A 14,944-nucleotide genomic window follows, 5' to 3' on the forward strand; every position below is an offset into this window, starting at 1 on the left:
GAGAAGCCTTTTGACACTGTTAAAAGGCTTTTTGTTTTTCGCAAACTATATAAAAGATGAAAAAATTTTTGCTCCTTTTAGTCTTCACAATTTTGAATTTTGCTGCTTTCGCACAACTAGAAAAGCCGATAACATGGTCTTATATTGCTAAAAAGGTTAACAAAACAGAAGCGATACTGTACTTAAAAGCAAAGCTAGATAACAAATGGCATGTTTATTCTCAAAATGTAAAATCAGATGCGATGAGATTAAAGTTTAGTTATGCATCCTCTAAAGATTTTACGTTGATAGGTAGAACAATCGAGCCAAATCCAATTAAAAAATACGACAAAACTGTAAAGATGGATTTAGCGTATTTTGAGAAAGAAGTCGTTTTTCAACAGAAGATAAAAATGAATAAAAAGGAAGCGGTTGTTAAAGCAAAAGTAGAATTTATGGTTTGTAACGACAGAAGTTGCTTGCCGGCAGATGAAATTACACTTAACATTCTTGTAAAATAAATTGATGGCAACAAAATGTAATTGTTCTGCAATGTAAATAACGGCAAGCCCGTATTCACTGTCTTTAATGAAAAGATTTCTTAATTTCACGACTTTTAAATAACAATAATGAAAAAGATAAGCCTCCTTTTATTTTTTGTCGGCATTTTTTTACTGATAAACCCCAATCAAAGCATTGCATTAAAACCGCAAGCTGATACCACTGCAAATGCAGTTCCAGATGATATTCAATTTACTACAGTTGGATCTGCAGAAGATAGCGTTGCGAATAGTAAAGTAAAACCTTCGGAAGCGGCAATTGATAGCGCAAAAACAGCCACGCCAACAACAACAAATACGGTAACAAAACCGGTATCCTTATGGGTAACCTTTGGTTTAGGGTTGTTAGCGGGTCTAGCTGCGTTTTTTCTGCCATGCATATTTCCTATGGTTCCACTTACCGTGGGATTTTTTACCAAAAGAGCAGAAAGCAAAGGAAAGGGAATACGAAGCGCACTAATTTATGGATTATCCATTATAGTAATTTATGTTGGGCTGGGTGTTATTATTACGCTTATTTGGGGAGCAAGCGCATTAAACCAAATCTCAACCGATGGGTTTTTTAATATTCTTATCTTCTTAATTCTTGTCATTTTTGGGGTGTCTTTTTTAGGAGCGTTTGAAATCACCTTGCCAAGTTCTTTTGTAAATAAGTTAGATGCGAAATCAGATTCTAAAGGTTTGAGTGGCATATTTTTTATGGCTGCCACACTTGCAGTCGTTTCGTTTTCTTGTACCGGGCCATTAATTGGAACATCTTTAGTTGCGATCAATACTGATTTATGGACACCAGTTGTGGTGATGTTTGGCTTCTCATTATCACTGGCGATAATATTTACACTGTTTGCGATATTTCCAAGTTTAATGACCGGACTGCCTAAATCTGGCGGCTGGTTAAATTCGGTTAAAGTGGTATTGGGCTTTTTAGAGCTTGGTTTAGCCTTAAAATTCTTATCTACCGCAGATTTGTCCTATCATTGGGGAATTCTAGATAGAGAAATTTTCTTAGCCATCTGGATTGTTCTGGCCATCCTTTTAGGTGTTTATTTATTAGGAAAAATCAAATTCTCACACGATAGCGATTTGCCTTATGTATCTATTCCACGACTTTTCCTTTCTATTGCTTGTTTTGTATTTGCATTCTATTTAATTCCAGGTTTATGGGGAGCGCCCTTAAAAGCCGTAAGTTCATTGGTCCCACCAAGGTCAACACAAGATTTTGTTTTATCTGAGGGCGGAACGGTTGGTGCAAAAACAGAAGTAAGTAGCAAGAAAAAGTATAGTGATTTCTTGAGCTTCGAATATAAAATAACTGATGGGTTTTTCGATTATGAAGAAGCGCTTGCTTATGCAAAAAGTGTAAATAAGCCATTGTTTTTAGATTTTACAGGACATGGTTGTGTAAATTGTAGAGAGATGGAGGCCAAGGTTCTATCAGACCCAAGAGTGCTTAAAATTATAAACGATAATTACGTTGCTGTTGCAATTTACACCGACGATAAAACTGATCTTCCAGAGCATGAACAATTCGATTCTAAAGTATTAAAAAGAAAAGTCAACACGGTTGGATTAAAATTCCAACATTTACAGGCCGATAAATTTCAAACAGTTTCACAGCCCTATTATGTGCTTTTAGGAAACGATGAAAAAGAACTGGTTTCTCCGCCAATTGGTGTAGAATATGACATTGATAAATACATAGCTTATCTAAATAAAGGATTAGCTGAATTTGCCATAAAAAAATAAATGAGTACAATAAAAAATATAGGAGTATTAACATCTGGTGGCGATTCGCCAGGAATGAATGCGGCAATTAGAGCAGTAGTAAGAGCAAGTTTATATCATAATTTAAAAGTAACAGGTATTTTAAGGGGTTACGAAGGACTAATTCACGCAGATTTTATGCCAATGGATGGTAAATCTGTAGCAAATATAATTCAACGCGGAGGTACGATTTTAAAAACAGCTAGAAGCGATGCTTTTAGGACAAAAGAAGGAAGAGAATTAGCGCATAAAAACTTAGTAGAAAGCGATATTGATGCCTTGGTTGTGATTGGAGGAGATGGAACTTTTACTGGAGCAGATTTATTTTCTCGAGAATTTAATTTCCCTGTAATTGGTTTACCCGGCACTATTGATAACGATTTAGAAGGTACAGATTTTACGATTGGATACGATACGGCCATAAACACTGTTGTAAATGCGGTAGATAAAATTAGAGACACAGCAGAATCTCACGACAGGTTATTTATTGTAGAAGTAATGGGTCGAGATTCTGGATTAATTGCTTTAAGAAGTGGAATAGGTGTGGGCGCAGAGGCGATTATGATTCCTGAAGCAAAAATTGGAGTTGAGGACGTGGTGGTTAGATTAGAAAATGGACGAAAAGATAAAGCTTCAAAGATTATTATTGTAGCCGAAGGCGATGAAGCAGGGGGCGCATATAATGTTGGGGAAGCCTTAAAAGACAAATTCCCTAGTTATGATATTCGTATTTCTGTTTTAGGACATATTCAACGTGGTGGAAAACCAAGCTGCATGGATAGAGTTCTAGCTAGCCGTTTGGGTGTGGCTGCGGTAGAAGGATTGTTGGCTGGTAAAACCGATGTAATGGCAGGCCAGGTTAATCGTGAAATTGTATTTACGCCATTTTCACACGCCATTAAACATATTGACGCAGAAAAAATTACTCCAGCTTGGCTTAGGTTGGTTGAGATACTCTCGTTATAATGGAAAACGTAAGATGTAAAATGGAAGATGGTTGTTCCTCTTCCATTTCACCTTTTCCTTCTTACATCCAATTTAATCTTCAAGTATAACCGCAGTTCCGCTAGCGGTAACCATTAGCATGCTTCCTCCGCTACCAACTGTTTCGTAATCTAAATCTACTCCAATAATTGCATTAGCACCCATTGCAGAAGCATATTGTTGCATTTCATTTACTGCGGTATTTTTACCTTCCCGAAGCACCTGCTCGTAAGAGCCAGAACGTCCGCCAACAATATCGCGGATGCCCGCAAAAAGATCTTTAAAAATATTGGCGCCAATAATAGTTTCGCCAGTTACAAGGCCAATGTATTTCACAATTTTCTTGCCTTCAATGGTATTTGTGGTTGTAATTAACATCTTATTTAGGTTTTTATAATTCGATGTTAATTTTGGAAAATTGTTACAACAATTTGGCTAATACTTGTTCCCAAGTATCAACGCGTTCGTAATCTGTTAACAATAAATTATGAGGCGAGGTAAAAAGTAAAGTTCTGCCTTTAAAATCAATAAAATTTTTAGCTCTATCGTCAATCATTACATCCGTATTCACAATTTTTTCGCCACAAAATATGATGTTTTTCCAGCCTATAAACGGGAAGTGTTCAGCTAACCAATGGTATTTATCTTCAAGGGAGTTTGGAAATTCCATTGCTGCAGAAACAATGTAAACCTCATGTTTTTCTTGTAGTTTTTTAACGGCCTCAACGCTGCCTTCAATTAGCTCCAAATCTCTAAAAAAACCTTTTTCATTAATATAATCGAACCATTTGTTGTTAATGTGTTCAGGAATGTGATGGTAAATTTCATTTCCAGCATCTATTTTTAAATCTATTGGAATACCGTAATCGCGGTTATAAAGCTGAATAAATTTTTTAATGGGATCGGCTAGGACTTCGTCCATATCTATGGCTATCTTCATGGCTGTAAATATCCAAATTTGCTTGTAGAGTTATGTTAATTGAATATAAAATTAATGCAGTTTGCTAGTTATTAGTATTTTACTTACTTTTGCATCCCCGCAAGCACGAAGCTCTGGGAACTATGTTGAATACATAAACTTAAAGAAAAATGGCAACTAAAATCAGATTGCAAAGATTCGGTAAAAAAGGGAAACCTTTTTTCCATGTGGTAGTAGCAGATTCTCGCTCTCCAAGAGATGGTAAATTTATTGAGCGTTTAGGTTCTTATAACCCTAACACCAATCCAGCAACCATCGAAATTAACTTCGAAAAAACTTTAGACTGGGTAAACAAAGGTGCACAACCTACAGATACCGCTCGTGCTATCCTTTCTTACAAAGGTGTTTTATACAAAAAACACTTAGAAGGTGGTGTTAAAAAAGGCGCTTTAACAGCTGAACAAGCAGATGCAAAATTTGCAGCTTGGGTAGAAGCTAAAGGTGGTCAGATTGAAGGAAAAATCGAAGGCTTAAGCACAAGCAAAAGCGAAGCTAAAAAAGCTGCTTTAGCTGCTGAGGCTAAGAAAAATGCTGACCGTGCTGCTGCAATTGCATTGAAAAATGCTCCAGTAGAAGAGGTTGTTGAAGAAGAAGTAGTTGCTGAAGAAGCTCCTGCTGCTGAAGCTGCAACTGAAGAAGTGGTAGCAGAAACTCCTGCTGTTGAAGAAACCCCTGCTACTGAGGAATCGGCTGAAGAAACAAAAGAAGAAGCATAATCATAGATTTGTTTTAACTTATTTATAGCGTTCCGAGTTTCGGGACGCTATTTTTATTTAACCCACACCTAAATCCCCTAAGAGGCCAATTCAAATTATGACTAAGGAAGAATCATTTTATATCGGTTACATTACTAAAACAAAAGGTTTAAAAGGAGAAGTTCAACTATATTTCGAATTTGATGCCTATGAGGATTTAGATTTGGATGTGCTTTTTGCTGACATGAATGGTAAAATGGTTCCTTTTTTTGTGGCTTCCCATAAATTATATCCAAACCAAACAGGTCTTTTTTATTTTGATGATATAGATCATATCGATAAAGCTCAAGCTTTGGTGAAGAAAAAAATCTATATGCCATTGAATAAAATGCCAGAACGCGATGAAGATGATTTTACATACAATGATCTAAAAGGATTTATGGTGTCTGATGAAACGCATGGCGAACTTGGCGAAATTATAGATGTTAATGAATACCCCCAACAATTTGTTGCTACGTTACTTTATAAAGAGAAAGAAATTTTATTTCCTTTAAATGAAGATATGATTGTAGAAATTGATGAAGAGGAGAAAACGTTATATGTCGATTTGCCAGAAGGATTGCTAGATATTTATCTTTCTAACTAATAAAATTGAAACAATAGTCAGGTTTTTTCGTTGAATGTAAATGAAACGCTTAACGCTAATTGCCTTACTACTTTTTTTATTTTCTTCCTGTAATAATCGGAAAGAAAATAAAGAAGAAACACCCGTTAAAGCTGCAGACACCACCAAAGCAGAATTGCTTGAAGATGATGGGTTATCGCAGCAAGATTCTATTAAGGCAACAGGAAGGCAAGTTTTAATTTTTCTTAAGGAGAATAACTTTCAAGAACTTACTAAATACTTTTCAAGTGATGGTGTTCGATTTTCGCCTTATGGCTTTATTGATACGACGAAATCTAAAAAGCTCACACCAGAGGATTTTCTAGAATCCATTCATAAAAAATGGGTGCTTACTTGGGGAAGTTTGGATGGTACAGGCGATCCAATTAAATTGACAGTTCCAGCTTACCTTAAAAAGTTCGCTTATAATGCCGATTATTTAAATGCTGAAGCAGTTGCGTATGACGAAATTATAAAACAAGGGAATTCGCTGAACAACCTCACAACCATATATCCAAACCATCATTTTATAGATTATTATTTTAGCGGATTTGATCAAAAAAATAAGGGGATGGACTGGACAAGTCTTCGTTTAGTCTTCGAAAAGGAAGATGGTCAATATTTTTTGATTGCTATTATCCACGACCAGTGGACAATTTAAGCATTTTTTAAATTTTTTTGTAAACTAATTCAAGCTTTTAGTAAAAAATACTTGACATTAATGACAATTTTGTTTTACATTTGTTCAAACAAACTTGATGCGCAATCTTGTGGTCTAATGTAGAACTTAAAGATTTAAAAAATGAAAAGTAAATTCTTGTTTCCAACATGGTGTAGTATTGTTGGTTTCACTATGGCAATCCCAGGATTCGTTCTAGGGTATTTGTACATCTTCAATAATTATAATATTCCTGGTTTTGGATTTCGAATGAGGGAGAAAGATTCCTTTATTCAACCAGCATTTGAAAATTTCACCAATGAACTGGCAATTTTTTTAGTAATTATAGGCTTAGTGCTCATTGCTTTTTCTAAAAATAAGAAGGAGGACGAGCTAAGTGCTAAACTTAGAATTAATTCGCTTTACTGGTCGGTAGTGTGTTATTACATTTTTTATATCGTTGGGCTGATTTTTAACCTAACCATTAAAGAAATTCCATTTTTTGCGGAGCATTTAATAGAATTAAATATTTTCACTCCGCTAGTAATTTTCATCCTGAGGTATTATTATCTCACTTATTTAAGTAAAGACAGCTATTTAATTAGTGAACCTAGGTTTATGCCTAATAAGCCTTTTAGAAGTATTGGAAAGATTATTTCATTGATTAGTTTAGCATTTTTATCATTTGGACTTTGGAAGGAAACAGAATTATCAGATCCGCTAGTAGCTTATTCTTATTTTAGTATGGTGATTGGATTAATGTTGTGGGCCTTTTCTCATCAAAAAAATGATGATGAAATGGTGATGCAACAAAGATTAGAATCTTTACAACTTGCTGTTTATTTTAATTATGCAGTCTTATTAACTGCAACAATTTTTGTGTATTCTCTTAACTACTTGTTAATGTTACTTTTCGCTCAATTTTCATTGCTTTTATTCTTCATTATTAGAATGGAATACATGTATTACAAAAACAATAAACAATTGAATACTTTTGAGGAGGGAATGAGTTATGAAAAATAATTTAAGAGTACAACGAGCAATAAAAAATATAACTCAGGCTGAATTAGCCGATTTAATTCAAGTTTCTCGACAAACTATAAATACCATAGAGTCTGGAAAATATGTTCCATCAACTGTGTTAGCGTTAAAAATGGCAAAAGTTTTTGAAGTTCCAGTGGAAGAAGTTTTTTTATTGGAAGAAGGAGATTAAAGGTAAAAAGGAAAAGGGAAGATGGAAAATGTACTAGATTTAACTAGCCGTTCGATTACACTAATTAAACAAGGTTAGCACATCTTCCTTTTTACATTTTCCATATCTTTGTATATGCGTTTTGATATCATTTCCGTTTTACCAGATTTATTAACAAGCCCTTTTGCTCACTCTATTTTACAGCGAGCACAAAAAAAAGGTATTGCAGAAATTGTGGTTCATAATTTAAGAGATTACGCGACCAATAAACAGAAAAGCGTGGATGATTATCCTTATGGCGGAGGAAGCGGAATGATTATGGCTGTACCGCCATTTGCTGCTTGTATTGAGCAATTGCAAAGTGAACGTGAATATGATGAAGTCATTTTCATGAGCCCAGACGGAGAAACCTTAAATCAAACTATTGCAAATCAGCTTTCGACGAAAAAAAATATCATCATTTTATGTGGGCATTACAAAGGAATTGATCAACGTATACGTGATATTTATGTAACGAGAGAGATTTCAATTGGTGATTATGTTTTATCTGGGGGAGAATTGCCTGCTGCTGTTTTGGTTGATGCAGTAATCAGACTTATTCCAGGAGTTTTGAACGATGAAACTTCTGCTTTATCCGATAGTTTCCAAGGAGATTTGTTAGATGCCCCATTGTACACTCGTCCAGCTGACTGGAGAGGGCATAAGGTTCCGGACGTATTGTTGAGTGGGCATGAGGCAAAAATAAACGACTGGCGCCACGAAGAAGCGGTTAAGCGCACACAAGAACGTAGGCCAGACTTATTAAAGTAGACGAGTGAGTGTGGAAAAACTACAATTTGTTAGAAAATAAATAAATTTCGAACATCACTTTTATTTATAAAATAATTTTCCTAATATTGCAGTCCGATTTTAAACAGAAAAAAATCGGCTTAATAGCTTAAAATCATGGATTTAGTAAAATTTGTAGAAGAGCAAGTAATTGCAAAAAATGAGTTTCCTTCTTTCAAATCAGGAGATACAGTGAGTGTTCACTATAAAATTCGCGAAGGTAATAAAGAACGTATTCAAATTTATCAAGGTGTTGTTATTCAACGTAACAGCGCTGGTGCAAACGAAACGTTTACTGTTCGTAAAATGAGTAATGGTGTTGGAGTAGAGCGTATCTTCCCAATTAATTCTCCAAATATTGATAAAGTAGAGGTTAACAGTCACGGTAAAGTACGTAGAGCTAAATTGTTCTATTTACGTGAATTGACTGGTAAAGCTGCTCGTATCAAGTCTTTAAGAAAATAATATTCTTTAATAAGATATATAACCTTCACGATTAGTTTCGTGGAGGTTTTTTTGTTTATATCTTTGCCGCACCAAATAGAATTGAAATGAACGAAATGAAACAGCTTTTAAAAAAGTACGAAGAGAAACAGCCTGAAATTGTTTTTGAATGGAAAGACAAGGAATCTGAAGCAGAAGGCTGGGTAGTGATCAATTCATTACGCGGTGGCGCTGCTGGCGGTGGTACGCGTATGCGCAAAGGTTTAGATAAACGTGAAGTGGAATCTTTAGCTAAAACAATGGAAGTTAAGTTTACTGTTTCTGGTCCACCAATTGGAGGAGCAAAATCTGGTATTAATTTCGATCCAGCAGATCCACGTAAAAAAGAAGTTTTAGAACGCTGGTATAAAGCCGTTATGCCATTATTAAAAAGCTATTATGGTACTGGAGGAGATTTGAATATAGACGAAATACACGAAGTTATTCCAATTACCGAAAGCTATGGTTTATGGCATCCACAAGAAGGAGTAATTAGTGGACATTATCAAGCTAGAGAAAACGAGCGTATTCACCAAATTGGGCAGTTACGTTATGGTGTTTCTAAAGTATTGGAAGATTTAGATTACACGCCGGATATCAAAAGAAAATACAAAGTAGCGGATATGATTACCGGTTATGGCGTTTCTGAATCGATTAGACATTATTATAATATTTGGGGCGGGGAATTAGCGGGTAAAAAAGCAATTATACAGGGTTGGGGAAATGTTGCGGCAGCAGCAGGCTATTATTTGGCTCAACATGGTGTAAAAATTGTAGGAATTATAGATCGTGTTGGTGGATTAATAAAACCTGAGGGATTTACGGAACAAGAAGTTAAAACCTTATTTAACAATAGGGTAAATAATACCTTAGTTGCTGATAATTTAATTCCTTTTGCAGAGGTAAATGAAAAAATTTGGAATGTTGGTGCTGAAATTTTTGTGCCAGCAGCATCTTCAAGGTTAGTTCAGCAAGAAGAAGTAGATAAAATGATTAAAAGCGGTTTAGAAGTAATTGCTTGTGGCGCTAATGTACCTTTTGCTGATAAAGAAATATTCTTCGGAAGCATTATGGAACATGCAGATAATCACGTTGCTGTAATTCCAGATTTTATTGCAAATTGTGGTATGGCTAGAGTTTTTGCATATTTAATGCAACGTAATGTAGAAATGAGTGATGACGCAATTTTTTCTGATGCATCAAACGTGATTGGAAATGCTTTGCTAGCGGTTTATACACTAACTAACAAAAGAACAAATCTATCAAGTACAGCATTTGAAATTGCACTGAAACAATTGGTATAAATGGGTAATCAATTTTTTGAACAAGTATTTTGGGGCAACACCATACAGGCGTACTGTATGTTTACGGGTATTATTTTACTCGGACTTTTATTTAAAAGAATCGTTTCTCGATTTTTAAGTCAACTCCTTTTTAAACTGTTCAAAAAATTTGCTGATGAAGTTAAAATGGACACTTTTATCGCTCTGCTTTTAAAACCATTTGAATTTTTCATCACGTTAACTTCTTTATATTTAGCGGTAAATCAATTAAAGCACCCGCTTGAAGTAGCGGTTTTTCATTATCATAAACTAGTTGATAAAGTAAAAGTATTACAAGCGTTTACACTTGGTGAGCTTTTGGATAAAATATTTCTATTCTTAATCATCCTTTCATTCTTCTGGATTATTTTAAGAATTATAGATTTTGTGGCACATGTATTTATATACAGAGCCATAAAATCTGATAACAAAGCTGATGATCAGTTAGTGCCATTTTTAAAAGAGCTTTTTAAATTCATTGTCTATTTTATTGGCTTTTTCGTACTGCTAGGCTATGTGTTTGAAGTAAATGCGCTAAGTCTAATTACAGGATTGGGGATTGGGGGTATTGCAATAGCGTTGGCAGCCAAAGAAACATTGGAAAATCTCATTGCTTCATTTACCATCTTTATTGACAAACCATTTACTGTAGGTGATTTGGTAAAAGTTGATGGAATTGAAGGATCGATTGAAAAAGTTGGATTTAGAAGTACCGTTTTACGTAGCACGGATAAAACAACACTAATTATTCCCAACAGGGCAATGATAGATGGTGTTCTAGAAAACATGACTAGAAGGAATTTCCGTAGAGTTAAGTTTAATATCGGTATAATTTACGAAACAGAAGCCGACATGATTAAAAAGATTATCGCTGAGATTAATCAGTTCTTAGCACAAAATCCTGATACGACAGATGGTGTAGCAACTTTTGATAGTTTCGCAGATTCTGCTTTAAATATTCAGATTTTATATCTCGTAGAAAACCCAGAATTCAATACTTATCTTAAAATTAAAGAAGGAGTTAACTTTAAGATTATTGAGATTGTTCATCAATATAACTCGGATTTCGCATACCCAACTCAGCGTCAAGTAGCTGATAAGCCTAAAGTGTAAAACTTTGTAATTAAAATGGAAAATGGTAGAACTCGACGAGAAAACTAGCTCAATTCTGCTAAAACAGTAATTCCTCCTTTAACAACTTCGTCTAATTGTAAGTTTACTTTGGTCCCGATAGGTAAAAAGATATCTACTCTGGAACCGAATTTTATAAAGCCAAATTGTTCGGTTTGTACAACTTGATCACCTTCTTTAATATACCAAACAATTCTGCGGGCTAAAGCTCCAGCAATTTGTCTGAACAACACAGGAGTGCCGTTTTTGTGTTCCACTACGGTAGTGGTGCGCTCGTTTTCTGTACTAGATTTTGGATTCCAAGCTGCTAAATATTTGCCTGGATGATATTTAAAAAATTTCACCACTCCAGAAATCGGGTTTCTGTTAATGTGTACATTAACTGGCGACATAAAAATGGAAACTTGTAAACGTTTATCTTTAAAATATTCGCTTTCTTCAGTTTCTTCAATCACTACTACTTTGCCATCAGCAGGGCATATCACCAGATTTTCTCCCGAAGTAAAAGTTCTAGTCGGATTTCTAAAAAATTGTAAAACGATAACAAAAAGAGCAAAAGATAAGATATAAACAAACCAACGCAACCAAGCTAAATCTGCAAATTTATAATCTACAAAAGCATTTAGTACCATGATAAATAAAACGGTAAGCGCAATGGTGGTGTAACCTTCTTTATGTATAGTCATTGTTTTTATTATTAGTGAAGCAAAAATCGGAAAAAAAACTGATAGATTGATGATTTTAGATTGACGAATTATGTCTAGTAATCTACAATCGTCAACTTATATGGCTCTATAAATGTCTTTTAAATTTCTGCCTAAGCCATTATAATCTAAGCCATAACCAACTACAAATTCATTAGGGATTTCAAAGCCAACATAATTTAGCTCTTCAATGGGTTCTTTTAATGCTTTTGGTTTAAACAATAAGCTACAAACGGTTACAGACGCAGGTTTTTGTGCATGTACTTTTTCGAGGATATATTTTAGTGTTAAACCCGTATCCACAATATCCTCTACTAAAACCACATCTTTATTATGTAAATCAGTTGGCAATCCAAAAGTCTCCTTTATCTTGCCAGTACTTTCTGTTCCTTTATAAGAAGCTACTTGAATAAAACCTACTTCACAAGCAATATCTATTTCTTTAAGTAAGTCGGCCATGAATAAAAAACTACCATTTAAAACCCCGATAAAAATTGGGCATCTATTTTCATAATCAACATTAAGCTGAATACCAATTAAACGAATTCGCTTATTAATCGTGTCGTTTTCCAACAAAATTTCGAAGTCTTTATCGTGTACCTGAATTTTATTCATTTCTGTATAATTTATCCGCCACCTTCATTCTCTTTTCTCCGTTTCTCTCTTCTTTCTTGGCGCAATTGTTTTTTAGTTTTTACAGTGTCCGTTTTTACGGGAATTTTACTTAGAGTATCATTTTTAGGTGAGCCAAATAAACGATCAAAAAGGTTTTTAGATTTATCTTGCATTCCACCAGGAGGCATCATATCATCTTCTTCCCCTTCAATTTTATTGGTGTCAATTACCACAGAATCTGGCAATAAATATTGTCTTAATCCTTCACGTAAACGCACATTATAGAAACCATACCCACTGGTATCTGCAGGGGTTAAACCCCGCCTTGCCATGGTATTACCAATAAAATTGAAATAAGGTAATAAATATCCTTTTAAACTACCATCACTCATAAATTTGTAAAGTGCAACCTTAGGTTTCGGAACAATATTCGCTAAGAAAATTCCCTCTCCTGTAGTTAGTTCGGCAGGTGTTTTACCAAAGTAATGGCGAGCGGCTTCACCAATTCCATAAACGTTTTGCCCCATTTCTATAATATTGAAATAGACTTCTAGCATCCGTTGTTTACTAATTAATTTATTGTTTTCAATTAACCACACAATTAATATTTCTTCCGCTTTGCGGGCTAACGTTTTTTGTCGACTTAAGAAAACATTTTTTACCAATTGCATAGAAATTGTACTTCCACCACGTTTAAAACGCTTTTCTTTAAAGTTTACAGCGATAGATTTCCGAATGGATTCTTCTACAAAACCTTTGTGCCTAAAGAAAGATGGATCTTCTGAAGTTAACAATGCATTTTTAAAATTTGAGGAAATATCATCTAAACGCGTAAAATTCGGATTAGATGGGCCAATGGTAATATTTCGCATTGGTTTGCCATATTCGTAAGGTGTGTAAACGAAAGTAGAATTAATCTTTTGCAAATCTGTTTTACCCCATTTCACAATTTTAAAATCGGTAGGGGTTAGTGTAGAATTGAATTTTACACTATCAGGAATTGATGTGTCTAAATAAAAATCCAGATTATATTTCAATTTGCCTTTTACCTGTATTCCCTCTAAAGATTCGAATAATCCTAATGGGAAAGAATCAAAAATAGCTTGTGCATCTTGTTCTTCAGCATTTAGTTTCATCTCATAAATTTTGTTAGGAGACAACGTATATTTCAAGTAAGGATGAATAGATGCGTTTTTTAAGAAAACAGTTGAGGTGCTATCCAGGCAAATATAATTTTCGCCGATTAACATATCTGCATCCACTTTTGCATCAGGTACAATAACATCTGCCGATGAAATCCTTTTCTGATTAATCAGCAGGTTTTTAATAGACCAAGAACCAGAAATTTTATAATCATCACCACTATAATCGGCGTCTTTCATCTCCGTTCTAACTGTATCAAAGGCTACTTTTGTATGTAATTTTCGTTCTAAATACGGTAATTCTACTTTCTTTCCATCTGCAAAAAGCATCAAATTTAATCGCTTGCTACTTGGGCGCAGTTTACCATTTAAGTGCCAAGTTGCTGCGGTATCATTTACCAAAACACTAGATTTCAATTCGCCATTATCAATAGTTGCACTGGTGGTCAAAAACTTAACTGATGCTGTATCATTATCGTTCAATTGCATCAAAAAGTTCTTCACTTCCATATCATCAGGAATTTTATAAAAAACTTCATTTAACAAATTACTAGCTAAATCGCTCAGCGCCACTTTATTCGATGATGCAACACTATCCTTCTTTTTTCTTTTCAAGATGAAATCCAAATTGCTTAAAGAATCTCTTAAAACAATATTTAATTTTCCTTGGTTAAGATTGATTTCCGATAATTTAACGTTGCCAAATAGCAATGGAAATATTTTCACTCCAATGGTGATATCATTTATTGTGGATAATGTATCTCTGTCCTTGGGTACCACCGAAATGTTCTTCATGTTTACGGAGCTTAATCCAGTGAAGCCAGCAGAGCCGATTTTAATCTCTAGTCCATAATCTTTATCCGCTTTTGCGATAGCTTTTGCCACCATTTTTTTTAGCAAGGCCTCTCTTTTATTATAAGCTATTGCTCCAAGTGAAATAAAAACGAGTAAAAAAACGCCTAAAACCCAGGCACCAATCTTTAAATATTTTTTAGGGATTTTAATTTTTGGTAGATGCATAAACTAAAGTAGAAATTATTGTTAAACAAACGCTTACAGCAAATGTTTATTTCGTGTTAAAATTACAACAAAAAGGACGATAGAAAATTTTTTATGCCTATGTTTTGTTAATTTTGAGGAATGATAATTACCAATGAACAGGTTTTAGATGCCTTGCGCAATGTAGAAGATCCAGATTTGAAGAAAGATCTGGTTACGCTAAACATGATCAAGGATGTTAAAAT

18 protein-coding genes are annotated in these 14,944 nt (G+C 34.5%); 13 read left to right on the top strand and 5 right to left on the bottom strand.

The genetic code is table 11. The features are described 5' to 3' along the window. Nucleotides 1-56: 56 nt before the first annotated feature. The 3 genes from WC622_RS08505 (at nucleotide 57) to pfkA (ending at nucleotide 3,269) form a co-directional block, all read left to right on the top strand. Nucleotides 57-500 (top strand): protein-disulfide reductase DsbD domain-containing protein, encoded by a 444-nt coding sequence (locus tag WC622_RS08505; RefSeq protein ID WP_372819143.1) that lies wholly within the window; start codon nucleotides 57-59, stop codon nucleotides 498-500. Between the two features lie 108 nt (nucleotides 501-608). Then, the gene (locus WC622_RS08510) at nucleotides 609-2,285 is read left to right on the top strand and encodes a protein-disulfide reductase DsbD family protein (RefSeq protein WP_372819145.1); all 1,677 of its coding nucleotides are present in this window, start codon (nucleotides 609-611) and stop codon (nucleotides 2,283-2,285) included. After that, nucleotides 2,286-3,269 carry a 6-phosphofructokinase gene (pfkA, locus tag WC622_RS08515; RefSeq protein ID WP_372819147.1) on the top strand — a complete coding sequence of 328 codons (984 nt, stop codon included), beginning with the start codon at nucleotides 2,286-2,288 and terminating at the stop codon, nucleotides 3,267-3,269. A gap of 72 nt (nucleotides 3,270-3,341) precedes the next feature. Here pfkA and WC622_RS08520 read toward each other — a convergent pair whose 3' ends face one another. Then, nucleotides 3,342-3,665, bottom strand: coding sequence for a heavy metal-binding domain-containing protein (locus WC622_RS08520; RefSeq protein ID WP_372819149.1), 324 nt, complete (start codon nucleotides 3,663-3,665; stop codon nucleotides 3,342-3,344). 43 nt (nucleotides 3,666-3,708) lie between these two features. Further along, nucleotides 3,709-4,227, bottom strand: a complete 519-nt coding sequence (locus tag WC622_RS08525; RefSeq protein WP_372819151.1) for a 5' nucleotidase, NT5C type — start codon at nucleotides 4,225-4,227, stop codon at nucleotides 3,709-3,711. A 149-nt stretch (nucleotides 4,228-4,376) separates the two neighbouring features. Here WC622_RS08525 and WC622_RS08530 point away from each other — a divergent pair, with 149 nt between their 5' ends. The 9 genes from WC622_RS08530 (at nucleotide 4,377) to WC622_RS08570 (ending at nucleotide 11,221) form a co-directional block, all read left to right on the top strand. Next, nucleotides 4,377-4,982, top strand: a complete 606-nt coding sequence (locus WC622_RS08530) for a 30S ribosomal protein S16 (RefSeq protein WP_372819153.1) — start codon at nucleotides 4,377-4,379, stop codon at nucleotides 4,980-4,982. A gap of 97 nt (nucleotides 4,983-5,079) precedes the next feature. Beyond that, entirely contained in the window at nucleotides 5,080-5,607 is a 528-nt protein-coding gene (gene rimM, locus WC622_RS08535; RefSeq protein WP_372819155.1) for a ribosome maturation factor RimM, read from the top strand. A 40-nt stretch (nucleotides 5,608-5,647) separates the two neighbouring features. Next, entirely contained in the window at nucleotides 5,648-6,286 is a 639-nt protein-coding gene (locus WC622_RS08540; protein ID WP_372819157.1) for a hypothetical protein, read from the top strand. Nucleotides 6,287-6,427: 141 nt separating this feature from the next. After that, complete coding sequence (locus WC622_RS08545; protein ID WP_372819159.1) at nucleotides 6,428-7,306, top strand: hypothetical protein; 879 nt, start codon at nucleotides 6,428-6,430, stop codon at nucleotides 7,304-7,306. Further along, nucleotides 7,296-7,496, top strand: coding sequence for a helix-turn-helix transcriptional regulator (locus WC622_RS08550; protein WP_372819161.1), 201 nt, complete (start codon nucleotides 7,296-7,298; stop codon nucleotides 7,494-7,496). The genes WC622_RS08545 and WC622_RS08550 overlap by 11 nt, the downstream gene beginning before the upstream one ends. 114 nt (nucleotides 7,497-7,610) lie before the next feature. Then, nucleotides 7,611-8,285, top strand: coding sequence for a tRNA (guanosine(37)-N1)-methyltransferase TrmD (gene trmD, locus WC622_RS08555; RefSeq protein ID WP_372819163.1), 675 nt, complete (start codon nucleotides 7,611-7,613; stop codon nucleotides 8,283-8,285). Nucleotides 8,286-8,420: 135 nt separating this feature from the next. After that, nucleotides 8,421-8,768: a 50S ribosomal protein L19 gene (gene rplS / locus WC622_RS08560; protein WP_055133060.1), complete on the top strand. Its 348-nt coding sequence runs from the start codon at nucleotides 8,421-8,423 to the stop codon at nucleotides 8,766-8,768. 95 nt (nucleotides 8,769-8,863) lie between these two features. Continuing rightward, a complete protein-coding gene (locus WC622_RS08565) occupies nucleotides 8,864-10,090 on the top strand; it encodes a Glu/Leu/Phe/Val dehydrogenase dimerization domain-containing protein (RefSeq protein ID WP_372819165.1) in 1,227 nt (408 codons plus the stop codon). Beyond that, nucleotides 10,091-11,221 carry a mechanosensitive ion channel family protein gene (locus WC622_RS08570; protein WP_372819167.1) on the top strand — a complete coding sequence of 377 codons (1,131 nt, stop codon included), beginning with the start codon at nucleotides 10,091-10,093 and terminating at the stop codon, nucleotides 11,219-11,221. 44 nt (nucleotides 11,222-11,265) lie between these two features. On the opposite strand, the gene WC622_RS08575 is transcribed toward WC622_RS08570, so the two are convergent. The 3 genes from WC622_RS08575 to WC622_RS08585 all read right to left on the bottom strand — a co-directional run bounded on the left by WC622_RS08575 (nucleotide 11,266) and on the right by WC622_RS08585 (nucleotide 14,720). Further along, nucleotides 11,266-11,925 (bottom strand): phosphatidylserine decarboxylase family protein, encoded by a 660-nt coding sequence (locus WC622_RS08575; RefSeq protein ID WP_372819169.1) that lies wholly within the window; start codon nucleotides 11,923-11,925, stop codon nucleotides 11,266-11,268. 96 nt (nucleotides 11,926-12,021) lie between these two features. Further along, nucleotides 12,022-12,558: a hypoxanthine phosphoribosyltransferase gene (gene hpt, locus WC622_RS08580; RefSeq protein WP_372819171.1), complete on the bottom strand. Its 537-nt coding sequence runs from the start codon at nucleotides 12,556-12,558 to the stop codon at nucleotides 12,022-12,024. 11 nt (nucleotides 12,559-12,569) lie between these two features. Further along, a complete protein-coding gene (locus WC622_RS08585) occupies nucleotides 12,570-14,720 on the bottom strand; it encodes a transglycosylase domain-containing protein (protein ID WP_372819173.1) in 2,151 nt (716 codons plus the stop codon). A gap of 123 nt (nucleotides 14,721-14,843) precedes the next feature. Between WC622_RS08585 and WC622_RS08590 the strand changes: the two genes are divergently transcribed. After that, the coding region (locus tag WC622_RS08590) for an iron-sulfur cluster assembly protein (protein WP_372819177.1) at nucleotides 14,844-14,944 on the top strand (101 nt) is incomplete at its 3' end.

The sequence above is a fragment of the Pedobacter sp. genome, from assembly GCF_041662865.1.
GTDB lineage: Bacteria > Bacteroidota > Bacteroidia > Sphingobacteriales > Sphingobacteriaceae > Pedobacter.